Origin of the sequence: Streptomyces sp. NPDC051320 (assembly GCF_040682175.1) — a bacterium.
Classification (GTDB): domain Bacteria; phylum Actinomycetota; class Actinomycetes; order Streptomycetales; family Streptomycetaceae; genus Streptomyces.
This window is the reverse complement of record NZ_JBFBAL010000008.1, coordinates 262451-287088: the sequence shown is the minus strand read 5'-3', so window position 1 is coordinate 287088 and position 24638 is coordinate 262451. Positions and strand designations below refer to the sequence as shown.

The window sequence follows — 24638 nt, the reverse complement described above, 5'->3', positions numbered from 1 at the left end:
CGACGGCGCGACCAGGTGCGCGGCCTTGGCCCGCCTTGTCCGATCCTCCCACGACCGGGCCGCTGTCCGGTCATGGGTCCAGTGGGCGGACGTACCACCGGTGCAGCTCCGGCTCCGCCGGCGGCCACGGCGGGCACCGCGGGTCCGGCGGCCGGCTCAGCGACGGGGCGGGGCGGTGCTGCTGCGGACCACCAGGCTGGTTGCGAGATCGACCCTGGCGGTGGCGGGCTGTTTGCCCCGGCTGAGGTCGAGGACCAGCCGGGCCGCGGTCTCGGCCATCTCCAGCAGCGGCTGGCGCACCGTGGTGAGCGGCGGCCCCACCCAGCGGGTGATCGGCAGATCATCGAATCCGACGACGCTGAGGTCCTCCGGAATGCGCAGACCGGTCTCGCGGGCGGCTTCGAAGACCCCGAGGGCCTGCAGGTCGTTGCCGGTGAAGATGGCGGTGGGCGGGTCCGGGAGCCGCAGCAGGTCGAGACCGGCGGTGTAGCCGGCCTCGTGGTGGAAGTCGCCCTCCCGCACGAGCTGTGGGTCCACCGGAAGGCCCGCGGTCTCCAGGGCGGCCCGGTAGCCGTCGATCCGGGCGCGGCTGCACATCATGCTGGCCGGGCCGCCGATGACGCCGATCCGCCGGTGCCCCAGCTCCACCAGGTGGCGGGTGGCGGCGAGCCCGCCCTGCCAGTTGGTGGTGCCCACCGAAGGGACCTCGTCCCCCGGATCGCCGGCCGGGTCGACGACGACAAAGGGAATGTCCCGGCTGGTCAACTGAGCCCGCTGGGCGGCGTTGAGGTCCGAGAGCACCAGGATCACCCCGACGGGGCGGCGGGCCAGCACTCCGTCCACCCAGGTCTGACCGGGGGTCAGCCGGCCTGCGCTCTCGGAGAGCACGAGGCTCAGCCCGTCCTCCCTGGCGACGTTCTCGACCCCCCTGATGACCTCCATCGCCCAGGCGCTCTCCAGTTCGTGGAAGACCAGGTCGATCAGCTGGGACTGCTGCGAGGCGCCGCGCCTGCGCCGGTAGCCGTGATGGAGCAGTAGCTCCTCGACCCGGGTGCGGGTGCCGGCGGCGACGTCGGCACGTCCGTTCAGAACTTTCGAAACTGTCGGAGCCGAGACTCCGGCAGCACGGGCGATCTCGGCCAGGGTCGCGGCGACTTCCGGCTGATCTCCGGCAGTCGTCCTTCGCTGTGGGGACGGGGCGTTCGCGGGGCGCATACCGGGATCGTAGCTCTCGATCCAGCTCACATCAGCCCCGGTGCACTGTTCAGGGAAACTCCTGCGCACCCTCTTGACGAGCCCGGTACCCACCCGTACGGTTCCGGCAACATTCGCTGGACAATTCGAAACATTCGACAGAGGTGCGGTCATGGGGTCGGGCATTCTCAGCAGCGGTACACGTACGGCCAGATGGACCGCGGCAGGGGCCGCGATGGTGATGGCCGGGGTCCTGGCCGGCTGCGGTTCGAGCAGCGGTGGCGGCGGTGGCGGCTCCATCACCGCCTACGTGTACGGCGACGACGCGGTGAAGATCCAGAAGGCGGCCGTCGCGAAGTTCAACAAGACGTCCGACGTCAAGGTGAAGCTGGTGTCCATACCCGGCTCCGACTACGTCAACAAGCTGCGCAGTGCGATGGGATCACCCAACGCTCCGGATGTCTTCTACAACTGGGGCGGCGGCTCCATCAAACCGTACGTCGACGCCGGTCAACTGGTCGACCTCACCTCGACGGTCAAGAGCGATGCCACGCTCAAGGACGGCTTCCTGCCGTCGATCATGACCGCGGGCAGCCTCGACGGGAAGATCTACGGCGTTCCGATGCGCGGGATGCAGCCGGTGGTGCTCTTCTACAACAAGACGCTCTTCGCGGAGAACCACCTCCAGGCCCCGAAGACCTGGGACGACCTGCAGAAGGACATCACCACCTTCAAGTCGAAGAACATCACCCCCTTCGCCCTCGGCGGCGCCGACAAGTGGCCCGAGCTGATGTGGATGGAATACCTGCTGGACCGGGTCGGAGGTCCGGACGTCTTCAAGAAGATCCAGGGCGGTGATTCCTCGGCGTGGGGCGATCCGGCGGTGCTCAAGACCGCGCAGACCGTGAAGCAGCTGGTGGACGAGGGCGCCTTCGGTTCCAACTACAACTCGGTCGACTACACCAACGCCGGCGCGCCCACTCTGTTCAGCAAGGGCAAGGCCGCCATGCACCTGATGGGCTCGTGGGAGTACTCGACCCAGCTCGGCAAGGCCCCGCAGTTCGCCAAGAAGGACCTGGCCTGGACCGCGTTCCCGACCGTGGCCGGCGGGGTCGGCGACGTGCAGGACGTGGTGGGCAACCCCACCAACTACTGGTCGATCAACGCCAGGACGAAGCACAAGGACGTGGCGATCAAGTTCCTGAAGGCCATGGCAACGGAGTCGTACGCCAAGGCCCTGATCGCCAACGGTGACGTCCCCACCACGTCCAACGCCGCTTCGCTGTTCGGCTCGTCGCCCAACCCGGCGTTCTCCAAGTATCAGTACGACATGGTGCAGAAAGCCCCGAGTTTCACTCTCTCGTGGGACCAGGCACTGGAGTCCCAGATCGCCACCCCGCTGCTCACCGAGGTCAGCAAGCTGTTCGCCGGGAAGTCCACCCCCGAGCAGTTCGTCTCCGCCATGAAGGCCGTCAAGTAACGATGTCCACCACTCCGCTCGTCACGAAGCCCGCCCGGGCCGCGAAAGCGGTTCGGCCGGTCAAGCGCGGAGGCGGCCGGGCGGCCGGCAGCAATGTCGGCCGCCCGCACGTCGGCTGGGCGCTCCCCGGTCTGCTCTTCTTCGCCGTCTTCGCGATCGTCCCGCTGGCGCTCGCCGTCTATCTGTCCTTCTGCAAGTGGGACGGCCTCAACTCACCCACCGCAACCGGTCTCGACAACTGGACGCGGCTCTTCAAGGACCACGACTTCGGCCAGGCCGCCTGGCTGAGTCTGCTGCTCACCGTGATCAGCTGGGCCTTCCAGACCCCGGTCGCCCTGCTGCTGGGGGTCTGGGCCGCCGGACGCCAGCGCAGCCGCGCCGTACTCTCCGCCATCTTCTTCGTCCCGCTGCTGCTGTCCACCACCGCCATCGCGCTGCTCTTCCACGCCCTGCTGGACCCCAACTTCGGCGTGATCAAGGAAATCGGCCCCTGGATCGGGGTCGACCCGAACGTGATGGGTAACTCCACCGGCGCGCTGCTGGTGGTGGCGTTCGTCGGCGGCTGGCAGTTCATGCCGTTCCACACCCTGATCTACCAGGGCGGCGCGCGGCAGATACCCGAAGTCCTCTACCAGGCAGCGTCCATCGACGGCGCGGGGATGCTGCGGCAGTTCTTCCACATCACGCTGCCACAACTGCGGCACACCGTGACCACCTCGTCGGTGCTGATGATCGTGGGTTCGCTGACCTACTTCGACACCGTGCTGATCATGACCAAGGGCGGTCCGGGCACCGACACCACGATCCTGCCCTACCTGATGTACCGCACCGGCTTCCAGACGTACGACCTCGGCTACGCCGCCGCCATCGCCACCGCCCTGGTCGTGGTGGCCACCAGTATTTCGCTGGTCCTGGTCCGCTTCAGCGGCTTCGGGACCATGCGCTCCACCCGGGAAGGTATGTAACGCGATGTCGTCCGACACCCGCACCGCGGCGCCGGCCGTAACGCCCCTGCCGCCGGGTCCGGCCGCCGGCGCGCCCCGGCGCCGCCGGCTGCTGCGCCGAGCGAACCCCCTGGCCGGCCTCGGCTCGCTGGTCTGGCTGGTCATCGTGCTGGTCCCGCTCTACACGCTCATCTCCTCGTCCCTGATGCACCAGGACGAAGCACTCGACGGCGACCCGCTGGCCTTCCCCACGCATCCCACGCTGGACAACTACAACACCGTGCTGCACAGCGGCTTCTTCACGCTGCTGGCCAACACCGCGATCGTCGCCGTTTCGACCGTGGTCATCGTGCTGGTGCTCTCGGTGCCGGTGGCCTATGTCGCGGTACGCACCCGTAACCGCTGGTCGTCGCTCACCTTCAGGACCTTCCTGCTCGGGGTCGCGATCCCGGCGCAGGCAGTGATCGTTCCGCTGTACCTGCTGATCGGGAAGATGGGGCTCTACGACACCCTGCCTGCGATCATCCTGCCCACCGCGGCCTTCGCGATGCCGGTGTCGGTCCTGGTACTCAGCGGCACGATGCGGGATGTCTCCGAAGAGCTGTACGAGGCGATGGCGCTCGACGGTGCGTCCCCCCTGCGGATGCTGGTCCAGCTCGCGGTGCCGTTGTCCCGGGCCGGCATCAGCACGGTGGCCATCTACTCGGCGCTGCAGGCCTGGAACGGCTTCCTCTTCCCGCTGATCCTCACCCAGTCGGAGAGCAACCGGGTCCTGACACTCGGCCTCTTCAACTTCATGTCCCAGTTCGGAGTGAACATCCCGGCCACGCTGGCCGCGATCACGCTCTCCGTGGTGCCGATCTTCGCGGTCTATCTGGTGGCCCGGCGCGCCCTGGTGAACGGCCTGATGGGGGTGGGCGGCAAGTAGGGCCGAGCACAGCAGTACCGCATCACCGCCACTCCGGAGAGGAACCCCTGCACGATGGCATCCCGCCCCGTTCCGCAAGCCCCACGCGCCGCCGCCCCCGTCACCACCACCGCCGCCGACGAAAGCCCCGCCGTGGAAAGCCCGGCCCTCGGAGATCCGTCAGCCGAAGACCCGGCTGCCACGGCACCCTGGCGCGACCCGTCCCGCGCGCCCGATGAGCGAGTGGCCGATCTCATCGCCCGGATGACCCTGAAGGAGAAGACCGCACAGCTCTACGGGGTCTGGGTGGGCGCCGACTCCGACGGCGACGGGGTCGCACCGCATCAGAACGACATGGTGGATCCGGTCGACTGGGAGGAGCTGATCATCCGCGGTCTCGGACAGCTCACGCGGCCCTTCGGCACTGCCCCGGTGGACGCCGGTGTGGGCGCCGTCTCGCTGGCCCGCGCCCAGCAACGTATCGCCGGTGCGGGGCGGTTCAGCATTCCCGCACTGGCCCACGAGGAGTGCCTGGCCGGCTTCACCGCCTTCGGCGCGACCGCCTACCCGGTGCCGCTGGCCTGGGGCGCCGCCTGGGACCCGGCGCTGGTCGCCGAGATGGCCCACCGGATCGGCAGCGACATGCGGTCCGTCGGCGTCCACCAGGGGCTGGCGCCGGTTCTGGACGTGGTCCGCGATCTGCGCTGGGGCCGTGTCGAGGAGACCATCGGCGAGGACCCCTACCTGGTCGCCACCGTGGGCACCGCCTACGTCCGCGGGCTGGAGGCCGCCGGTATCGTCGCCACCCTCAAGCACTTCGCCGGGTACTCCGCATCGGCGGGTGCCCGCAATCTCGCCCCGGTGCGGGCCGGCGGCCGCGAACTGGCGGACGTGATTCTGCCCCCCTTCGAGATGGCCCTTCGGGAGGGCGGCGCCCGCTCGGTGATGAGCTCCTACTCCGAGATCGACGGTGTGCCCGCCGCAGCCGACCCCGCCCTGCTCACCGATCTGCTCCGGGACACCTGGGACTTCGACGGCACTGTCGTCGCGGACTACTTCGGCATCGGCTTCCTGGAAACCCTGCACAAGGTGGCCGCAAGCCGCGCGGACGCCGGCCGCATAGCCCTGACCGCCGGCGTCGACGTGGAACTGCCCACCGTCCGCTCCTACGGTGACGCTCTTGCCACCGCCGTACGGGAGGGCGCGGTGGCGGAGGGAATGGTCGACCGGGCACTGACCCGGGTGCTGCTGCAGAAGTGCGAGCTCGGCCTGCTCGACCCCGACTGGTCTCCGCTGCCCGCGAGCCTGACCGGCGGTGGCGACCCGGAGCAGGCGCGCGGCACCATCGACCTCGACCCCGCCGAGAACCGGTCGCTGGCCAGGCTGCTGGCCGAGCAGTCCTGCGTCCTGCTCGCCAACCCCTCGGGGGCTCTGCCGCTGCGCGCCGACGCCCGGATCGCCGTGGTCGGCCCCCGCGCGGACGACCCGTTGGCGATGCTCGGCTGTTACTCGTTCCCCAGTCATGTCGGCGTCTCCCACCCCGAGATGCCGCTGGGCATCGCCATCCCGACGCTGCTGGAGTCGCTCGGCACGGAACTTCCCGACGCCCGGCTGGCCTTCGCCCCCGGTTGTGACGTGGACGGCGACGACACCTCCGGCATCCCGGCCGCGGCGGAACTGGCCCGCGGGGCGGAGATATGCGTGGCGGTACTCGGCGACCGCGCCGGGCTGTTCGGACGTGGTACCTCCGGCGAGGGCTGTGATGCCGCCGACCTCTCCCTGCCCGGCGTCCAGGGCGAACTTCTCGACGCGTTGCTGGCCACCGGAACCCCGGTGGTGCTGGTGCTGCTGACGGGCCGTCCGTATGCACTGGGCCGCTGGGACAGCGGGCCGGCCGCCGTCGTCCAGGCCTTCTTCCCCGGTGAGGAGGGCGGACCCGCCCTGTCCGGAGTGCTCTCCGGGCGGGTCAATCCATCGGGCCGGCTGCCCGTCGGAGTGCCGCACGGACCGGGCGGCCAGCCGTGGACGTATCTGCAGCCCCCGCTGGGGCTCGCGGGTGGCGTGAGCAACCTCGATCCGACGCCGTTGTACGCCTTCGGCCACGGGCTCTCGTACACCACCTTCGGCTGGGACCCGGTCGGTCCGGTCCCCGCCGAGCTGCCCACCGATGGAGCGGCGGACATCGAACTGGTCGTCCGCAACACCGGGACACGCGACGGCGCCGAGGTGGTGCAGCTCTATCTGCACGACCCGGTCGCCCAGACCACCCGCCCCGACGCACGGCTCATCGGTTACGCCAGAGTGCCGCTGGTCGCCGGACAGGCACGGCGTGTCCGGTTCCGTTTCGACGCCGATCTGACCTCCTTCACCGGCGTGGACGGGAGACGGGTCGTCGAGCCGGGCGATCTGGAGCTGCGCTTCGCGACCTCCAGTGCTGCGGCCGATGTCCGGCACACCGTGCGGCTGCGTCTCACCGGCCCCGAGCGCACCGTGGACCACCGTCGCCGTCTGGTCTGCGACACGTCCCTCAGTCCTGTCCCGGACGGGGTCTGACACCTGCGGAACGCAGCATCACCGGCTCCGATCGAGCTGTCGCCCCCTCCCCCACGGCTCCGGCCGGCTCCTCGCCGTCCGGGGCCGTTCGCTGCCTGCCGCGCCCTCTTCGCCGCCCGCCCCGACCTCCTCACGAATTCTCGTGCACGGGGATTGACCGCCGCATACGCAGGCTCTAGGTTCCCAGAAACTTGCGGAATATATGTCGAAACTTTCGATCGTTTCCTTTCTCTTCCCTCGCAGGGAACACCCAGCTTCCGCGCATCGAAAGGGACCTCCCATGCTCAGGACCAGATCTGCCGCCGTGGCCTCCGCAGTCGCCGGGACCGCACTGCTCGTCTCCGCCTTCACCCTCCCGACGGCCTCGGCCACCGACCAGCACGGCAAGCCGGAGCAGCACCGGCCCTCCACGCAGTCGCTCGGCAGTCTCGGGCTGCGGGCCGGAGTCCGGATCGGTACGGCCGTCGACACCTCGGCCCTGGCCGACGACGCGCCGTACCGGGCGAAGGTCGCCGGCGAGTTCTCCTCCGTCTCGCCGGAGAACGTCATGAAGTGGGAGGTCGTGGAACCCACCCGCGGTACCTATGACTGGAGCGCCGCCGACGACCTGGTCGGCTTCGCGCGGGCCCACGGGCAACTGGTCCGCGGACACACCCTGGTCTGGCACAGCCAGCTGCCCTCCTGGCTCACCGACGGAGACTTCAGCGCCGACGAGCTGCGCGACATCCTGCACCGGCACATCACCGACGAGATGACTCACTTCAAGGGCAGGATCTGGCAGTGGGACGTCGTCAACGAGGCCTTCAACGACGACGGCACGCTACGGGACAGCATCTGGCTGCAGAAGCTCGGCCCGGGTTATATCGCCGACGCCTTCCGCTGGGCCCATCAGGCGGACCCCAAGGCGAAGTTGTTCATCAACGACTACAACATCGAGGGCGTCAACGCGAAGAGCACCGCCCTCTACCAGCTCGTCGCGCAGTTGCGGAAGCAGCACGTACCGGTCGACGGCGTCGGCATTCAGGGCCACCTGGACGTCCAGTACGACGCACCGCACGACATCGCCCAGAACATGCAGCGCTTCGACGCCCTGGGGCTGGAGACCGCTGTCACCGAGGCGGACGTCCGGATCACGTTGCCGGTCGACCGTACCGAGTCGGAGGCCCAGGCGGAGGCCTACAGCGTGCTGCTCCAGGGCTGTCTGCTGACCCGGCACTGCACCGACTTCACCGTGTGGGGCTTCACCGACAAGTACTCCTGGGTGCCCGGCACCTTCACCGGTGAGGGGGCGGCCAACATCTTCGACGAAGACTTCCGGGCCAAGGCCGCCTACACCGCGCTGAGCCAGGACCTGAGGCTCAGCGCCGGCCGGCACTGACTTCCGGCTCCGCCCGCACCCTCCCTGACCGAGGAGTTCCGCACTCATGGCTCGGCTCGACTGGACCGCCCTCGGCGGCTACTTCCTGGTGATGCTGCTCATCGGCCTCTGGTCGCACCGACGGGTCGGTGACGTGAGCGGCTACTTCACCGGCGGCGGCCGGATGCCCTGGCGGTTGTCCGGCGTCTCCGGGACATCATCCCGGTGATCACCCGGCGGACCGGGTCCCTCACACCCGAGGCCGGACTGCCGGCGGCCCGGATCTGTACGGTCACCTTCATCGGCATCAGCATGATCGTCGCCCTCGAGGCCGATCACTTCGGCGGTGTCCTGGGCATCATCGTCGGTCTCGTCGCGGCCGTGATGGGGCCCATGTCCATCCCGATGCTGCTGAGCCTGCCCCCGGCTTTCCGGCGGTGCGATCCCCGGGCCGCGCTGTCCTCGTGGGCGGTGGGGTTGCTGGGCTACGTCCTGGTGAAGTTCGTCCTCCACAGCACTGACCAGACCCTGGCGATCGTCACCCCGCTGGTCACCTCACTGGCGGTCCACATCGGCGTCGGCCTGCTGAGTCCGGAGGGCAACGGAACCGCCGACGCCATCGTCAGCGCGGTGTCCCCGGGCTCCGACGAGGTGGGCGAGCGCGTGACCACGCCGGACAAGCAGCCCGCGGCTTCCGCCGCCACCGACTGAGCCGGCACTCGCCCACATCCGCCCGTCCACATCCACCATCCACGTCCCCGCACGTAACCGATTCCGGGAGAGCAGCTATGGACAGGCACTTCCCACCGCAGTTCACACCGCACACCAGTCGCCGCACGGTTCTCGGGCTGGGCCTGGGGGTCACCGCGCTGACGGCGACACCGCTCGGCTCCCTGCTGGGACTGACCGGCGCGTTCGCGGCGGCCGGAACCGGCCGCACCGCGGGCTCGACGGATTCCGGGGCGTACATCTCCTTCACGCCGGCACCGGGAAGCTTCCCCCTGGTCGGAGCGGGGAAGGCGGTACCCCTCGTGGTCAGCGGCAGCGACCACCCGGGCGTCGTCCGGGTCGTCGGTGACCTCGGGGCCGACATCGAGCGGGTCACCGGGATCCGCCCCGTCATTTCCCACGACGACCTGCCCGGTGCCCGCGAGATCACCCTCGTGGGCACCATCGGGCGCAGCCCCCTCATCGACGGTCTGGTGGCCGCGGGCAAGCTCGACGTCACCGGGATCCGAGGAAAGTGGGAGACCTCCCTGCAGACCGTGGTGGAGAAACCGCTGCCCGGAGTCGACCGGGCGTTCGTGATCGCGGGCAGCGACCAGCGGGGCACCATATTCGGGGCGTACGACGTCTCCCGGGGCATCGGTGTCTCGCCATGGTACTGGTGGGACGACGTGGTACCGCTGCACCGCGCGGAACTGCACGTACTCCCGGGACGGCACAGCCAGGGCACGCCCGCCGTCACCTACCGCGGCTTCTTCATCAACGACGAGAACCCGGCCCTCGGCACGTGGGCCCCGGCCTACTTCGGTCCGGGCAAGGCAGCGGGTTACGAGAGCGGCTTCAACGCCGGTTTCTACGCCAAGATCTTCGAGGTGATGCTCCGGCTCAAGGCGAACTATCTGTGGCCCGCCGTCTGGGGCCGCGCCTTCGCCGAGGACGATCCGCAGAACCACGCCACCGCGAAGGCGTACGGCATCGTGATGGGCACCTCGCACGAAGCGCCGATGATGCGCGGCATCGAGGAGTGGAACCGGCACGCCGTGCCGGCCGTGCGCGACAGCGCGGGACGCGTCACCACCCCGGGGCACGATCCGTACGGCGGCACCGGCGAATGGTCCTACCGCCACAACTCCGAAGCGCTCAAGGCCTACTGGGCCGAGGGCATCCGCCGGATGACCGACCAGGGCTTCGAGGGTGTGGTCACGCTCGGTATGCGCGGCAACGGCGACACCGGGCTGCCGGACGGTGACGGCATCGACCTGATGACCGAGATCATCGCGACCCAGCGCAAGATCCTCGCCGAGGTCAGCGGTAAGGACGTCACCACGATTCCGCAAGTGTGGACGCTGTACAAGGAGGTGCAGAGGTACTGGGACCGCGGGCTGCGGGTCCCCGACGACGTCACCGTGGTCCTCACCGACGACAACTGGGCAAATCTGCGCAAGCTGCCCGACCTGAAGAACGAGCCGCGCAGCGGCGGTTACGGCCTCTACTACCACTTCGACTATGTCGGCGCGGGCCGGAACTACAAGTGGGTGGACACCACGTCGTTGCCCAATATGTGGGACCAGCTCCACCAGTCGGTGGCTTACGGCAATCACGGACTGTGGGTCACCAACGTCGGTGATCTGAAGGGAAACGAGCTGGCCACCCAGTTCTTCCTGGACTACGCCTGGAATCCCGGCCGCTGGACCGCGGACCGGATCCCGGAGTGGGAGGAGCAGTACGCCCGGCAGACCTTCGGCGAAAAGCAGGCCACCGCGGTGGCTTCGCTGCTCAGCGCCTACGCCCAGTTGCAGTCCCGCCGCAAGCCCGAACTGCTCAACCGCAGAATCACCCTCGACCCGGCCAAGGACCCCGCCAAGGACGCGTCGGCGATCGTCAACGACGACCGCGCCACCCCCTTCAGCCTCACCGACTACCGGGAACTCGAGCGGGTGACCGCGGAATGGCACCGGCTGGGCGCAACGGCCGAACTGATCGGCAGAAGGCTTCCGCACGCCGCCCAGGACGCCTGGTACGAACTCGTCGGATACGAGGTGCAGGCGACCGCCAACCTGTACGCGCTGCGCGAGGCCGAGTTCACCAATCTGCACTACGCGGCCCAGGGCAGGGCGCTCACCAATGACCTGGCGGCCACCGCGGAGGCCCGGCTCGCCGACGACCTGGCGATGGCTGACCGCTTCAACACCCGGATCGCGGGCGGCAAGTGGGCCGGCTTCCAGACCCAGCCGCACATCGATTACGGCGATGTGGAGCGCTACGGGCCCAACGCTCCCTGGCAGCAGCCGGAGATCGACAACGTCGCCCTCAAGGACGTGCTCTTCCCCGCCGTCAAAAGAATCGATCTTCCGGCGCGCGCCGAGATGGGCGTCGCCGTCGACGGCTCGGACGCCTGGTGGCCCGCGGAGCAGGGCCCGGCGGTCCTGCCGGTCTTCAGCCCCTACCAGAGCCAGCCGGCCCAGTACATCGAGGTCTTCAACCGGGGCACCTCGCCATTCGACTACCGCATTCGTACGGGAGTCTCCTGGCTGACCGCCGACCGCACCCGCGGCCGGGTCACCCAGCAGGAACGCGTCACCTTCCGGGTCGACTGGTCACGGGCGCCGAAGGGCACCACCCAGGTGACGGTCACGGTGTCCGGGCCGGACGGACACGAGGTGGAGGTGCTGGCCGTGGTCGACAACCCCTCGGTGCACCGCTCCCGGCTCTCGGGTTTCGTCGAGGCTAACGGCTATGTCTCCATCGAGGCGGACCACTTCGCGCGGTCCGTCGGCGGCGCCGGAATCTCCTGGCGGCGGATCCCGCATATCGGCCGTACCGGATCGGGCATGGAACCCTTCCCGGTTACCGCCTCCCGGCAGAGCCCCGGCGGGTCGACCCCGCGACTGGAGTACCGGCTCACCCTGTTCAGCACCGGTCCGGTCACGGTGTGGGCGCATCTGTCGCCCCGCAATGACGCCCTGGCGTCGGACGGTCTCAAGTACGCGGTCTCCTTCGACGACGATGCGCCGCAGACGGTCAACATCACCGAGGTGACCGGGGCCGACGACAGCACCATGAACGCCCAGTGGGCGCGGAACACCTCGGACAACGTCAATGTCACCAGCACCGCGCACCGCATCCGCCGTTCCGGAGTGCATGTGCTGAAATTCTGGATGGTGGACCCCACAGTGGTCCTGCAGAATCTGGTGGTCGACACCGGTGGTCTCAAGCCCAGCTACCTGGGCCCGCCGGAGAGCCTCAGGCTGCACTGAGGTGAAGGAGCGAACGTGAAGGTGGAGCTCGGTGACGGCGCGGCCGTGACCGTCGGAACGGACGGCGCCGACGTGGTTCTCACGGCGCGGCCCACGCCGTCGGCGGTCGGCGAACCGGCGCTCCGGTGCGCCCCCGGCCAGGCACGGGAGCTGGCCGCGGCTCTGCTGCGGGCCGCCGCCGACGCGGAACGCACCGAACCCGCCGAGCCGGTCACCGTCGAGGCGCGGGAACTGCGCCGCGGCGACGTACGGGCCGGAGACCGCTCGATGACGGTGGACCGGGTACGGAACGCGGGGCACACCACCCAGGTGACCTGGGCCTCGGACTCCGGCCGCAGCTGGACCCAGGAGTACGCCGCCGACACGGCCATCGGTCTCCGGCGCCGCGGCTGACCGCACCCGCGGTCGACCGGCGCCGGGCCGTCGTGCTCAGCGTGTTCCGAGCGCCCGTTCCCCTGCCTCGCGCATCGCGGACAGCGGGGCGGGCGCCCGCCCCGTCATCTGCTCGACCTGCAGGACCGCCTGATGGACGAGCAGGTCGAGTCCCCCGACGACAGCGCCACCGCGCGCCGCCCAGGCGCCGGCGACGGCGGTCGGCCACGGGTCGTAGAGCACATCGAAAAGCGTGCCCGGTGCGTCGGGGACCGCCCCGGCGAGTGCGTCGGTCACGCCGGCCGGGGTGGTCGAGACGACGAGCTGGGCGTGCAGCGCCGCTGCCGCGTCGGCCCAGTCGGCCGTTCGGACGTCGACACCGAGCCGCTCGCCCCAGCCGCGCATCTCCGCGGCACGCGCCGGGCCGCGTACATAGGCGGTGACCTGCCCGGTACAGATCCGGGAGAGCGCGGCCAGCGCCGACGACGCGGTGGCTCCCGCGCCGAGCACGGCGGCGGAGTCCACCTTCTCCACACCCCGCTCGCCCAGCGCCGCGATCATCCCGGGGATGTCGGTGTTGTCCCCCAGCCGTCGGCCGTCCTCCGTGCAGACCACTGTGTTGACGGCTTCGACGCAGGCTGCCGTGTCGCTGATCCCGTCGAGCAGCGGAATGACCGCCCGCTTGAGCGGCATGGTCAGCGACAGACCCGCCCAGGTCTCGTCGAGCTGTCCGAAGAACCCGGGGAGGCCCGTCTCGTCGACCTCGAAACGGTCGTACGACCAGTCCTCGAGCCCGAGTTCGCGATAGGCGGCGCGGTGCAGGACCGGGGAGAGGGAGTGTGCGATGGGCGAGCCGAGGACGGCCGCCCGCTTCCTTGGGATCACTGCGCTGCCTGTTCCTGCTGCTTCTGATACTTCTCGCGGTTGCGGTTCTGCTCGGCGTTGGTGACCGCGAACACCGTCTTGTTCTCGGTCACCGAGACGAAGTAGTACCACGGGCCCGGAGCGGGGTGCATCGCCGAGTGCAGGGCGTCGGCGCCCGGATTGCCGATGGGTCCGGGTGGCAGGCCCTTTATGTCGTAGGTGTTGTACGGGTCTTTGATCTTCCTCAGAGCGTCCACGCTGCCGACGTCGAGCGTGCTCTGCTTGCGCACGTAGTTGATCGTGGAGTCGAATTCGAGCCGCCCGACCGTCTCCGTGTTGTCCGGCTTCAACCGGTTGTAGACGACGCGCGCCACCTTGTCGAAGTCGTGCTTGTACTTGCCTTCGGCCTGGACGAGGCTGGCCACGGTGATGACCTGGAACTCGTCCTGCAATCCCAGTTTCCGCGCCGCGCCGGCGAGGTCCTGCTTGCCGTACGCCTCGTCGGCCTGGCCGACCATCTTCTTCAGGATGTCTTCCGGCTTCATGCCGTCGGCGACCGGGTAGCTGGTCGGGTAGAGGAATCCTTCCAGCGGGTCCTTGAGCTCCTTGTGACCCTTCGCCCAGCTCGGCAGGCCCAGCTGGTCCGCTTTGGCCTTGGCGACGGCCTGGGTGGTTCCGGCCTTCAGTTTGAGCTTCGCGTCGATGGCCGCGTAGACCTGCTTGTCGCGGGTGCCGGGCGGAACGATGAGCACATTGAGGCTCTTCGGGTCGACCATCGCGGTCACGGCGTTCGCCGCGGACATCTGCTGGTTCAGCGAGTAGACCCCGGCCTGGAGGGACTTGCCCTTCGGGTTCTTCTGCGCTGCCGCGACGAATGCGTCGACACTCTTGACGACCCCCTTCTTCTTCAGCAGTCGCCCGATCCCGCCGATGCTGGTGCCGTCAGGAACCTCGACCTGAACCGGCGTGCTGCCCACCCCCGTGAAGTCCGGCGGCGGGGCATGCCGGCTCTGCCAGTAGTCGTAGGCGAAGTAACCGCCCCCGCCGACCCCTGCGACCAGGACCGCGGCGACCACGAGACAGGCGTAACCGCTGCGGCGCTTCTTCGGGCCGGTCTTGCCGCGGCGGTCACGGGGGCCCTCGCGGGTCTCGCCGGGGTCGTCGTCGTACTCGCTGTCGCGGCCCTTGTCGTCGGTGTCACCCGGACGGTCGACACCTGTGAAGAAGGGATGTGTCTCGGGCTCGGGCTCCGGCTCGGCGGGCGCCTGCGGCGGCCACTGCTCCCGCTGGTCAGGGGACGGCGACGGAGGATAGGCACCGGGCGAGCGGTAGGGGTCGGGATTCTCGCCGCCGTAGCCCCCCTGCTGCGCTGCGTACGGGTCGGGGGCCGGGGCTCCGTACGGCATCCCCGGCTGCTGACCGGTGCCCCAGCCGCCGTCGTGGTAAGGGGCCGCCGGCGGCCCCGGTGGCGGCTGCTGCTGCCCCTGCCCATAGGGGTCCTGCGGTGGGTACTGGCCGTAGGGGGCCTGCTGGTCCTGTGGCGGGTACAGCCCATGCTGATGCGTCTGGTCCTGCTGGTAGGTCTGCCCCTGGGGGTAGTGCTGCTGGGTCTGCGGGTACGCCTGCCCCTGGTCCTGCTGCTGGTAGGCCTGCTGCTGGTAGGGGTCCTGGGACTGCTGGTACACCGGATTGCCGTACTGGTCGTACTGCTGTCCCTGCGGGTACTGCTGCCGGCCGTCGTACTGCGACTGCGCGCCGTACTGGGTCTGAGCGTCGTACGGGGTCTGAGCGTCGTACTGCGTCCGACCGTCGTACGGGGCCTGGTCGGCGGCGTCCTGCTGACCTCCCCATCCCTGGTCCCCGTACAACGGATCCTCGGGATGCCACGGTTCGAAGCCTGCGCCCCGGCCATACTCAGTCATCGGTCCCCTAGAGCCGCGAGGCCTCCGGACGGTCCGCCTCTTTTGCTGTGCGACAGCTGTTCGAACACTGTCGCATGGCGCGGAACGTTACCGTATTGCGATCAGACAACCACTTCGACGGCTTCGCCCGCAGCGCTCCCCGAGCTTCGCTCGGATTCGAGTGCATTCTGCAGGATCACCACCGCCGCCGCCTGATCGATGACAGAGCGACCCTTCTTGGACTTTACGCCGGATGCGCGCAACCCCTGAGTGGCTGTCACTGTGGTCATCCTCTCGTCCACCAGTCGCACCGGGACCGGTGCGATCCGGCCGGCGAACTCCTGGGCGAAGCCCCGGACCTTGGCGGCCGCCGGGCCCTCGCCCCCGTTGAGGGAGCGAGGGAGGCCGACCACGACCTCGATGGGTTCGTACTCCGCCACCAGCTGCTTCAGCCGCCGGTGGGCGGCCGGGATGTCACGTCCCGGCACGGTCTCCACGGGGGTGGCGAGCACCCCGTCGGGGTCGCAGGAGGCGACCCCGATCCGGGCGTCTCCGACGTCGATCGCCAGTCGGCGGCCTCTGCGCACGGCGGTCAGGCCGTTTCGCCGACGAGGCGCTCGACGGCGGCCACGGCGTCACCGATGGCGTCCGGGTTCTGTCCGCCGCCCTGGGCGACGTCCGGCTTGCCACCGCCGCCACCGCCAAGCGTCTTGGCAGCGGCACGGACCAGCTCGCCGGCCTTGAGGCCGCGCTCGCGGGCGGCCTCGTTGGTGGCGATGACCGTCAGCGGACGGCCGTTGGCGGTGGTGAAGAGGGCCACCACGGCCGGCCGGTCGCCCGGGATCCGACCGCGGACGTCGAGCACCAGCCGGCGCAGGTCGTCGGCGCCGGTACCGTCCGGCACCTGGCCGGTCACCACGGCGACCCCGCGTACGTCCTGGGCGCCGGCGGCAAGCCCGGCGGCGGCCTGCAGGACCTTCTCCGCGCGGAACTTCTCGATCTCCTTCTCGGCGTCCTTCAGCTTGGCGAGCATGCCCGAGATCTTCTCCGGAAGCTCCTCGGAGCGGCCCTTGACCAGCTCCTGGAGCTGGGCGACGACCGTGTGCTCCCGGGCCAGGAAGTTGTAGGCGTCCACCCCGACCAGAGCCTCGATACGGCGCACACCGGAGCCGATAGACGACTCGCCGAGCAGCTTGACCAGGCCCAGCTGGGCCGTGTTGGCGACGTGCGTACCGCCGCACAGCTCCTTCGAGAAGTCGCCGATGGTGACGACCCGCACCCGCTCGCCGTACTTCTCACCGAACTCGGCGATGGCGCCCTGCTTCTTGGCCTCATCGATGGACATGACCTCGGCCATGACGTCGAGTTCGCGGGCCAGCACGTTGTTGATCTTGTGCTCGACGTCGGTGAGCACGGTGCCCGGCACCGCGTTGGGCGAGCCGAAGTCGAAGCGGAAGCGGCCGGGCGAGTTCTCCGAACCGGCCTGGGCGGCGGTCGGGCCGAGAGCGTCGCGCAGCGCCTGGTGGGTGAGGTGAGTGGCGCTGTGGGCGCGGGCGATGGCCCGGCGGCGGCGCAGGTCGATGACGGCGTAGGCGGCGGCGCCGACCGTCACCTCGCCGACCTGGACGGAGCCCTTGTGCACGGAGACCCCGGGGACCGGCTGCTGGACGTCGCGTACCTCGACGATCGCGCCCGAGGCCAGTTTGATCCGGCCGGTGTCGGCGAGTTGGCCGCCGCCCTCGGCGTAGAACGGGGTCCGGTCCAGAACGATCTCGACCTCGTCGCCCTCGGTGGCGGCGGGCGACGGCACACCGTCGACGAGCACGCCGACGATGGTCGACTCGCCCTCGGTGGAGGTGTATCCGGTGAACTCGGTGGAACCGGAGACGTCGGCGACCTGGCGGTAGGCGGAGAGATCGGCGTGGCCGGTCTTCTTGGCCCTGGAGTCCGCCTTGGCCCGCTCCCGCTGGTCCTTCATCAGCCTGCGGAAGCCGTCCTCGTCCACCGACAGCCCCTGCTCGGCGGCCATCTCCAGGGTGAGGTCGATCGGGAAGCCCCAGGTGTCGTGGAGCAGGAAGGCCTTGTCGCCGGACAGCACCCGGCCGCCCGAGGCCTTGGTGTCGCTCACGGCCGTGTCGAGGATGTTGGTGCCGGCCTTCAACGTCTTGACGAAGGCGGCCTCCTCCGCCAGGGCGACCGTCTCGATGCGCTTGCGGTCGGTGATCAGCTCCGGATACTGCTGGCCCATGGCGTTGATCACGACGTCGAGCAGTTCGGCGACGACGGGTCCGGTGGCGCCGAGCAGACGCATGTTGCGGATGGCCCGGCGCATGATGCGGCGCAGCACATAACCGCGGCCCTCGTTGCCCGGCGTGACGCCGTCCCCGATGAGCATCACCGATGTGCGCATGTGGTCGGTGACGACCCTCAGGGAGACGTCCGACTTCTCGTCGTCGCCGTACCGCACGCCGGTCAGCTCGGTGGCCTTGTCGATGACGACCTGCGAGGTATCGATCTCGTACAGGTTCGGCACGTCCTGGAGGATCATGGCGAGCCGTTCGAGGCCGAGGCCCGTGTCGATGTTCTGCGACGGCAGGTCACCGAGGATCGGGAAGTCTTCCTTCCCGTCTCCGGCACCCCGCTCGTACTGCATGAAGACCAGATTCCAGATCTCCACATAGCGCTCGTCGTTGACGGCCGGGCCGCCCTCGATGCCGAATTCCGGGCCGCGGTCGTAGTTGATCTCCGAACACGGGCCGCAGGGGCCGGGGACGCCCATGGACCAGAAGTTGTCCTTCTTGCCGAGGCGCTGGATGCGCTCGGCCGGCACGCCGATCGTGTCGCGCCAGATCCGCTCGGCCTCGTCGTCGTCGAGGTAGACCGTGATCCACAGTCGCTCGGGGTCGAGTCCGTAACCACCAGCGGCCACGGAGCTGGTGAGCAGCTCCCAGGCATAGCTGATGGCGCCTTCCTTGAAGTAGTCGCCGAAGGAGAAGTTCCCGCACATCTGGAAGAACGTGCCGTGCCGGGTGGTCTTGCCGACCTCTTCGATGTCCGGTGTACGTACGCACTTCTGCACGCTGGTGGCGCGCGGGGCGGGCGGCTTGATCTCACCGAGAAAGTACGGCTTGAAGGGGACCATGCCCGCGTTGACGAGCAGCAGAGTCGGGTCGTCCGCGATGAGCGACGCCGAAGGGACAACGGTGTGCCCGCGCTCCTCGAAGAAGCTCAGCCAGCGGCGGCGGATTTCAGCCGACTCCATCAGTGGTCCTCATTCCGGTTGTCCGAATGCCTGGTGTGCGAATGCCTGGTGTACTGAACGCGCGTGCGTTCCGTGCTCGTGTTCTCGATGGCGGCGAAGCGCCGCGGCGCGGGAAGTCCGGGGCCGGGCGCCGCGTCGATGCCGAGCGCCTCGCCGAGCTCGGCCTCGCGCTGGACCATCCCGGCCCGTACCTCGATCGCGAACTCCCTGAGCCGGTGACCCGCGTCGACGGCCCTGTTCGCCGCCTGCGCCGCGAGGCTCTCCGGACTCAGCGCCTTGATCTTGCGGTTGACCTTGGTGGTGGCCCACACACCGGCTGCGGCGCCGGTGGCGAACCAGAAAGTACGGCGGAACATTGCAGCGTCAGCCCTTCCGCTTCCTACGCCGTGCGGCCGGCACCGTACGGCCGACGATGACCGGCCCGCCGGAACGCGTGGACTCGGTGTCCGCCTTGCGTCCGAGAGCCCTGCGTACGCCGTAGCCGAAGGCCGCGACCTTCACCAGGGGGCCGCCGAATGTCGAGGCGACGGTGGTCGAGAGCGCCGAGGCGTTGGAGGTGACCTCCTGGACGTCGGTCGCGATGGCGTCGACCCGGTCGAGCTGGGTCTGCGCCGAACGCACGGCCGCCGAAGCATCGGCGAGCAGCGGGACGGCCTGATCCGTCACATCCGCCACGAGCTTGGTGGTCGCCCTGAGCGTCTGGGCCAGCCTCACCAGTGCCACGGCGAGGAAGGAGACCAGGATCGCCCAGAAGACTGCCACCAGAAGGCCGGCCACCTCTCCACCGGACACGTCGCACCGCTCTCTGGTCGTCGGAAGTCACGTCGATCGTCGGACGTCCCGTCGGACGTCACGTCGGATTGTGGTGGTCCGAGCCTATCGCGCCGGGGCTCGCCCCCTGTACCCGATTACCGCTGCGTACGGTGCGGGATGACGGCGGACGTCGCGGTCGCCCGGGGCCGCGCGGCCCGGCACGCGAAGGCCCGCCGCCCACCGCTCCGAAGGGAACGGCGGGACGACGGGCCGGAACGCTGAAGCGCGCGGTACGTCCGGATCAGCGGGCGTAGTACTCGACGACCAGCTGCTCGTCGCAGATGACCGGGATTTCCTTGCGGTTCGGGTCGCGGTCCAGGCGGAAGGCCAGAGCCTTCAGGTTCACCTGGAGGTAGCGCGGGGTCTCACCCTCGGTGTCGTAGCCACCCTCGCGGGCGACCTGGAAGGGGACCTTCTCGCGGCTGCGCTCGCGGACCATCACGACGTCGTCGGGACGGACGCGGAACGACGGCTTGTCGACCTTGCCACCGTTGACCTGGATGTGACCGTGCACGACCATCTGGCGGGCCTGGTAGATGGTGCGGGCGATGCCCGAACGCAGGACCAGGGCGTCGAGGCGACGCTCGAGCTCGACGACCAGCGCCTCGCCCGTCTTGCCTTCGGCCTTCTTGGCGCGGTCGTAGGCGCGTGCCATCTGGCGCTCGCTGATGTCGTACTGGGCGCGCAGCCGCTGCTTCTCGAGCAGACGGACCTTGTAGTCCGAGTTCTGCTTGCGGCCACGGCCGTGCTCACCCGGCGGGTACGGGCGGGCCTCGAAGTACTTGACAGCCTTCGGCGTCAGCGCGATACCGAGCGCGCGTGACTTCTTGACCTTGGGACGCGACTGGTTAGGCACGTTCTCCAGACCTCCATGGTTGGTTGCATTCACCTTGCTCAAGGAGATCGCGTGTCATGCCCGGGGAACAACCCGTCACCTCACGGACAGCACGAAGAAGGCCGACGCTCAGGGCATCGACACGACGGAGGTCCGATCAGATCGTGGTCAGCCGCGTCCCAGCGGACTTGAAACCGCCCGGATGCCGTCAGCAGCCGAGCGCACACGAACTCGCCTACAGAGTACCTGCTCGGTGGCGGTGCTCGTTACCAGCGTCCGGAGACGGCAGGATCAGTGGCAGCGCGGGATCAGTGGTGGTCGTCCGCCGACAGCCGCTCGCGCACCTTTTCCACCACATCCGCGTAGCGCGCCTCGGCGCCGTACCGGGTGGGCTCGTAGTAGCGCTTGCCCTGGACGGCGTCGGGTGCGTACTGCTGGGCGGCGATGGCGCCCGGTACATCATGCGGATAGACGTACCCCTGGGCATGGCCGAGCTGGGCGGCGCCCTTGTAGTGGCCGTCACGCAGATGCGCCGGGACCGGGCCCACCAGGCCGTTGCGCACGTCCGCCCGGGCAGCCGAGATCGCCATGGTGGCGGCATTCGACTTGGGTGCCAGAGCCAGCGCGATGGTGGCGTGGCTGAGGGTGAGCGCGGCCTCGGGGAAGCCGATCAGCGCGACGGCCTGGGCGGCGGCGACCGCGGTGGGCAGCGCGGCCGGGTCGGCGAGACCGATGTCCTCGCTGGCCGAGATCATCAGCCGGCGGGCGATGAAACGCGGATCCTCCCCGGCCTCGATCATGCGGGCGAGATAGTGCAGTGCGGCGTCCACGTCCGAGCCGCGGATCGACTTGATCAGGGCACTCGCCACGTCGTAGTGCTGGTCGCCGTCCCGGTCGTACTTCACCGCGGCACGGTCGACCGTCTCCTCCACCGTCTCGAGGGTGATCTCCGGCTCCGATTTGGCCATCGCCGCGCCGGCCGCCGCTTCCAGCGCGGTGAGCGCACGGCGCGCGTCACCGCCCGAGATCCGCAGCAGATGCGCTTCGGCGTCCTGCCGCAGGGTCACCGACCCGCCGAGTCCCCGCTCCTCGGTCAGCGCACGGTGCAGCAGGGCGCGCAGGTCATCGTCGGTGAGCGATTCGAGGGTGAGCAGCAGGGAGCGGGAGAGCAGCGGGGAGATGATCGAGAAGTACGGATTCTCGGTGGTCGCGGCGATCAGGGTGACCCAGCGGTTCTCCACGGCGGGCAGCAGCGAGTCCTGCTGGGCCTTGCTGAAGCGGTGGATCTCGTCGAGAAAGAGGACGGTCTCCTTGCCGAACCCCCCGGAGGCGCGGCGCGCGCCGTCGATGACCGCTCGCACCTCCTTGACCCCCGCGGTGATCGCCGAGAGCTCGACGAAACGCTTCTGCGTCGCCTGGCTGACGACGTAGGCGAGCGTCGTCTTGCCGATCCCCGGCGGGCCCCAGAGCAGCACCGACGATGGCCCTGCCGGTCCGCCGCCCGCCTCGCCGACCAGCCGCCGCAGCGGTGATCCCTGCTTCAGCAGATGCTGCTGGCCGACGACCTCGTCGAGGGTGCGCGGACGCATCCGTACGGCAAGCGGGCTGCTGGACGGGTCCTGCCGGCTGCGTTCTTCGGCGGCGGCGGTGAACAGATCGGGTTCCACGCTCAAAACCCTATGTCACCCGACTGACAGAGTCCCCGCCGTCAGCTGGTCCAGAAACTCCACCAGCGGGTCAGGATGAGCATGCCGATGATGCCGATGTGCAGCACCGGGAGCACCCAGGTGAATTCGCCGAGGAAGCTCCGCAGCCAGGCGGGCGCGGGCAGCTGCCGGGTCCGGATGTTGTGCGCGGTGACGTACCAGAAGAGCGTGATGGTGCCGACCCAGGCCAGGCAGCACCAGAGGCAGAGCGCATTGATGGAGTACAGCGACTCGTACTGGAGCCAGGTGACGAAACCGACACCGAAGAGGCAGCCCGCATTGAAGGTGAGCCAGTACCAGCGGCTGAAGCGGCCGCCGGCCAGCAGGCTGATCCCGACGCAGATCACCACCGAGTAGGTGGCGAGACCCAGCATCGGGTTGGGGAACCCGAACACCGACGCCTGGGCGCTCTTCATGATGTTGCCGCAGGACAGCACCGGGTTGATGCTGCAACCGGGCGTGAAGTTCGGGTCCTTCAGCAGCTTGAACTCATCGAGCGTGATGACCCACGCCGCGAGCAGCCCGGCGGCGCCTGTGACGGCCAGCACCCAGGCAAGGGCACGGCCACTGCCGGTCTTCCGATCCTGCTGCGCGGACACGTCTTCCACCAATGTCGTCGTCATCATGCCGATCCGTCGCTTCTGTGGCCTGCTGGGCAGGGCTCATTGTGCCGTACCGCGCGGGGTGTCCACCGTTCGATGGACATAAGGATGTACGCCTGACTGTTCCCACCCGTTCAGTACGGCGGAAGACTCCTCGGCATGACAGCACTCGCGGTGGAAGTACGCGGACTCCGCAAGCAGTACGGCGAAGTGACCGCCGTCGACGGCCTGGACCTGGGGATTCACCCGGGAGAGGTCTTCGGCATCCTCGGCCCGAACGGAGCGGGCAAGAGCACGACGGTGGAAATCCTGCAGGGACACCGCTCCCGGGATGCCGGCGAGGTGTCCGTTCTGGGCGCCGATCCGGCTTCCGGGAGCCGTACTTGGCGCTCACGTGTCGGAATCGTCTGGCAGGACGAATCAGCACCCGCCGAGTTGACGGTCCGGGAAACGGTTACCCATTTCGCCCGCTATTACCCGAAACCTCGTGATGCCACCGAGGTCATCGAGCTGGTCGGTCTCGGGGCCAAGGCCGACAGCCGCGTCAAGGCGCTCTCGGGCGGGCAACGGCGCAGGCTCGACGTGGCGCTCGGGGTGATCGGCGGGCCCGAACTCCTGCTGCTCGACGAGCCGACGACGGGCTTCGACCCGGCCGCCCGCCGGCAGTTCTGGGATCTCATCCGGCAGCTCGCCGCCGAAGGCACCACCATTCTGCTGACCACGCACTATCTGGAGGAGGCCGAGGCACTCGCCGACCGGCTCGCGGTCATCGCGGCCGGGCGGGTGGTCGCCGAGGGCGAACCCGCCGCGCTGCGTGAGCAGTACGGGACGGACGCCACGGTCGAGTGGTCGGAACCGGACGGCGCCCAGCGTTCGGAACGGACGGCGACCCCGACCCGCACGGTCGCCGAACTCATGCAGCGCTTCGACGGGGAGATCCCCGGCCTCGGAATCAGCCGCCCCACTCTCGAGGACGTCTATCTGCGCCTCACCGGACAGGAGAACGCCCGATGACCGCCGTCACCACGCCGTCCCCGCTGCGGACCGCCTCCGGCCGGCTCCCCGGCGCCTGGAGGATCGGGCTGAGCCGCGGCGCACTCGAGCTCAAACAGTTCGCCCGCCAGCGCGAACAGGTGATCTTCACCTTCGCCTTTCCGGTGGTCTTCCTGGCACTGTTCGCGTCCATCTTCAGCGACGACGTCGAGGGCGCCGGGATCACCGCCTCACAGCTGTACGCCGCCGGGATGATCGCTTCGGGCATCATGTCGACCAGTTCCAGTCCCTGGGTATCTCGATCGCCATCGAACGGGACGAGAAGGTGCTGCGCCGGCTGCGCGGCACCCCGATGCCTCCCGCCGCGTACTTCCTCGGCAAGATCTGGATGGTGCTGATCACGGGGCTCGCGGAGACGGCGATTCTGCTGGTGGTCGGCGCCGGGCTCTTCGATCTCGATCTCCCGTCGGACGCCATGAACTGGCTGACGTTCGGGTGGCTCTTCGTCCTGGGGCTGACCTCGTGCGCGCTGCTGGGCATCGCCATCAGCAGCCTCCCCAGGTCGGGGAAGAGCGCCAGCTCCGTGGTGGTGCTGCCGTTCCTGATCCTGCAGTTCATCTCGGGGGTCTACATCCCGATCGGTACGGTGCCCGACTGGCTGCTCGACATCAGCGCGGTCTTCCCGCTGAAGTGGATGTGCCAGGGCTTCCGCGGAGTCTTCCTGCCCGACTCGGCGTCGGTGCTCGAACAGGCAGGCGGCTGGGAGTTCGGGAAGACCGCCCTGGTGCTGGGCGCCTGGTGCGTCGGCGGACTCGTGCTGTGCCTGCTGACCTTCCGCTGGAAGAACCGGCGCGACGCCTGACCGCGGCCCG

20 protein-coding genes and 1 pseudogene are annotated in these 24638 nt (G+C 69.1%); 11 read left to right on the top strand and 10 right to left on the bottom strand.

The window, feature by feature from the left end:
- Window positions 1–156 precede the first annotated feature (156 nt).
- Window positions 157–1215, bottom strand: coding sequence for a LacI family DNA-binding transcriptional regulator (locus AB0M87_RS20035; RefSeq protein ID WP_365854654.1), 1059 nt, complete (start codon window positions 1213–1215; stop codon window positions 157–159).
- Between the two features lie 214 nt (window positions 1216–1429).
- On the opposite strand from AB0M87_RS20035, the gene AB0M87_RS20030 reads away from it, so the two are divergent.
- The 9 genes from AB0M87_RS20030 to AB0M87_RS19990 all read left to right on the top strand — a co-directional run bounded on the left by AB0M87_RS20030 (window position 1430) and on the right by AB0M87_RS19990 (window position 12811).
- Entirely contained in the window at window positions 1430–2674 is a 1245-nt protein-coding gene (locus tag AB0M87_RS20030; protein WP_365854819.1) for an extracellular solute-binding protein, read from the top strand.
- Between the two features lie 2 nt (window positions 2675–2676).
- The gene (locus AB0M87_RS20025; protein WP_365854652.1) at window positions 2677–3639 is read left to right on the top strand and encodes a sugar ABC transporter permease; all 963 of its coding nucleotides are present in this window, start codon (window positions 2677–2679) and stop codon (window positions 3637–3639) included.
- 4 nt (window positions 3640–3643) lie between these two features.
- On the top strand, window positions 3644–4546 hold the full coding sequence (locus AB0M87_RS20020) for a carbohydrate ABC transporter permease (RefSeq protein WP_365854650.1): 903 nt from the start codon (window positions 3644–3646) through the stop codon (window positions 4544–4546).
- A 54-nt stretch (window positions 4547–4600) separates the two neighbouring features.
- Window positions 4601–7078, top strand: coding sequence for a glycoside hydrolase family 3 N-terminal domain-containing protein (locus AB0M87_RS20015; RefSeq protein ID WP_365854648.1), 2478 nt, complete (start codon window positions 4601–4603; stop codon window positions 7076–7078).
- A gap of 280 nt (window positions 7079–7358) precedes the next feature.
- Entirely contained in the window at window positions 7359–8456 is a 1098-nt protein-coding gene (locus tag AB0M87_RS20010) for an endo-1,4-beta-xylanase (protein WP_365854646.1), read from the top strand.
- Between the two features lie 46 nt (window positions 8457–8502).
- Entirely contained in the window at window positions 8503–8664 is a 162-nt protein-coding gene (locus AB0M87_RS20005) for a hypothetical protein (protein ID WP_365854645.1), read from the top strand.
- The gene (locus tag AB0M87_RS20000; RefSeq protein ID WP_365854643.1) at window positions 8661–9146 is read left to right on the top strand and encodes a hypothetical protein; all 486 of its coding nucleotides are present in this window, start codon (window positions 8661–8663) and stop codon (window positions 9144–9146) included. The genes AB0M87_RS20005 and AB0M87_RS20000 overlap by 4 nt, the downstream gene beginning before the upstream one ends.
- A gap of 77 nt (window positions 9147–9223) precedes the next feature.
- Window positions 9224–12418, top strand: a complete 3195-nt coding sequence (locus AB0M87_RS19995) for a glycosyl hydrolase 115 family protein (RefSeq protein ID WP_365854641.1) — start codon at window positions 9224–9226, stop codon at window positions 12416–12418.
- A gap of 21 nt (window positions 12419–12439) precedes the next feature.
- A complete protein-coding gene (locus AB0M87_RS19990; RefSeq protein WP_365854817.1) occupies window positions 12440–12811 on the top strand; it encodes a hypothetical protein in 372 nt (123 codons plus the stop codon).
- A gap of 36 nt (window positions 12812–12847) precedes the next feature.
- On the opposite strand, the gene AB0M87_RS19985 is transcribed toward AB0M87_RS19990, so the two are convergent.
- The 9 genes from AB0M87_RS19985 to AB0M87_RS19945 form a co-directional block, all read right to left on the bottom strand.
- A complete protein-coding gene (locus AB0M87_RS19985) occupies window positions 12848–13675 on the bottom strand; it encodes a shikimate dehydrogenase (protein ID WP_365854639.1) in 828 nt (275 codons plus the stop codon).
- A complete protein-coding gene (gene mltG, locus AB0M87_RS19980) occupies window positions 13672–15576 on the bottom strand; it encodes an endolytic transglycosylase MltG (protein ID WP_365854637.1) in 1905 nt (634 codons plus the stop codon). Before mltG ends, AB0M87_RS19985 begins: the two co-directional genes overlap by 4 nt.
- 101 nt (window positions 15577–15677) lie before the next feature.
- Window positions 15678–16142 carry a Holliday junction resolvase RuvX gene (gene ruvX / locus AB0M87_RS19975; protein WP_365854635.1) on the bottom strand — a complete coding sequence of 155 codons (465 nt, stop codon included), beginning with the start codon at window positions 16140–16142 and terminating at the stop codon, window positions 15678–15680.
- Between the two features lie 5 nt (window positions 16143–16147).
- The gene (alaS, locus tag AB0M87_RS19970; RefSeq protein ID WP_365854632.1) at window positions 16148–18817 is read right to left on the bottom strand and encodes an alanine--tRNA ligase; all 2670 of its coding nucleotides are present in this window, start codon (window positions 18815–18817) and stop codon (window positions 16148–16150) included.
- A complete protein-coding gene (locus AB0M87_RS19965; protein WP_365854630.1) occupies window positions 18817–19173 on the bottom strand; it encodes a DUF6167 family protein in 357 nt (118 codons plus the stop codon). Before AB0M87_RS19965 ends, alaS begins: the two co-directional genes overlap by 1 nt.
- Before the next feature lie 7 nt (window positions 19174–19180).
- Window positions 19181–19609: a DUF948 domain-containing protein gene (locus AB0M87_RS19960; RefSeq protein ID WP_365854628.1), complete on the bottom strand. Its 429-nt coding sequence runs from the start codon at window positions 19607–19609 to the stop codon at window positions 19181–19183.
- A gap of 262 nt (window positions 19610–19871) precedes the next feature.
- The gene (rpsD, locus tag AB0M87_RS19955; RefSeq protein ID WP_164265384.1) at window positions 19872–20486 is read right to left on the bottom strand and encodes a 30S ribosomal protein S4; all 615 of its coding nucleotides are present in this window, start codon (window positions 20484–20486) and stop codon (window positions 19872–19874) included.
- A 287-nt stretch (window positions 20487–20773) separates the two neighbouring features.
- Window positions 20774–22132 carry a replication-associated recombination protein A gene (locus tag AB0M87_RS19950; RefSeq protein WP_365854626.1) on the bottom strand — a complete coding sequence of 453 codons (1359 nt, stop codon included), beginning with the start codon at window positions 22130–22132 and terminating at the stop codon, window positions 20774–20776.
- A gap of 41 nt (window positions 22133–22173) precedes the next feature.
- Window positions 22174–22794, bottom strand: a complete 621-nt coding sequence (locus AB0M87_RS19945; protein ID WP_365854624.1) for a vitamin K epoxide reductase family protein — start codon at window positions 22792–22794, stop codon at window positions 22174–22176.
- A gap of 138 nt (window positions 22795–22932) precedes the next feature.
- Between AB0M87_RS19945 and AB0M87_RS19940 the strand changes: the two genes are divergently transcribed.
- On the top strand, window positions 22933–23787 hold the full coding sequence (locus tag AB0M87_RS19940; protein ID WP_365854621.1) for an ABC transporter ATP-binding protein: 855 nt from the start codon (window positions 22933–22935) through the stop codon (window positions 23785–23787).
- Window positions 23784–24628: pseudogene (locus tag AB0M87_RS19935) on the top strand (ABC transporter permease). The gene AB0M87_RS19940 and the pseudogene AB0M87_RS19935 overlap by 4 nt, the downstream one beginning before the upstream one ends.
- Window positions 24629–24638: the final 10 nt, after the last annotated feature.

Coding starts and splice junctions, on each gene's coding strand:
- AB0M87_RS20035 (WP_365854654.1), bottom strand. CDS start 1,215: ATGCGCCCCGCGAACGCCCCGTCCCCACAGCGAAGGACGACTGCCGGA.
- AB0M87_RS20030 (WP_365854819.1), top strand. CDS start 1,430: ATGGTGATGGCCGGGGTCCTGGCCGGCTGCGGTTCGAGCAGCGGTGGC.
- AB0M87_RS20025 (WP_365854652.1), top strand. CDS start 2,677: ATGTCCACCACTCCGCTCGTCACGAAGCCCGCCCGGGCCGCGAAAGCG.
- AB0M87_RS20020 (WP_365854650.1), top strand. CDS start 3,644: ATGTCGTCCGACACCCGCACCGCGGCGCCGGCCGTAACGCCCCTGCCG.
- AB0M87_RS20015 (WP_365854648.1), top strand. CDS start 4,601: ATGGCATCCCGCCCCGTTCCGCAAGCCCCACGCGCCGCCGCCCCCGTC.
- AB0M87_RS20010 (WP_365854646.1), top strand. CDS start 7,359: ATGCTCAGGACCAGATCTGCCGCCGTGGCCTCCGCAGTCGCCGGGACC.
- AB0M87_RS20005 (WP_365854645.1), top strand. CDS start 8,503: ATGGCTCGGCTCGACTGGACCGCCCTCGGCGGCTACTTCCTGGTGATG.
- AB0M87_RS19995 (WP_365854641.1), top strand. CDS start 9,224: ATGGACAGGCACTTCCCACCGCAGTTCACACCGCACACCAGTCGCCGC.
- mltG (WP_365854637.1), bottom strand. CDS start 15,576: ATGACTGAGTATGGCCGGGGCGCAGGCTTCGAACCGTGGCATCCCGAG.
- alaS (WP_365854632.1), bottom strand. CDS start 18,817: ATGGAGTCGGCTGAAATCCGCCGCCGCTGGCTGAGCTTCTTCGAGGAG.
- AB0M87_RS19965 (WP_365854630.1), bottom strand. CDS start 19,173: ATGTTCCGCCGTACTTTCTGGTTCGCCACCGGCGCCGCAGCCGGTGTG.
- AB0M87_RS19945 (WP_365854624.1), bottom strand. CDS start 22,794: ATGACGACGACATTGGTGGAAGACGTGTCCGCGCAGCAGGATCGGAAG.
- AB0M87_RS19940 (WP_365854621.1), top strand. CDS start 22,933: ATGACAGCACTCGCGGTGGAAGTACGCGGACTCCGCAAGCAGTACGGC.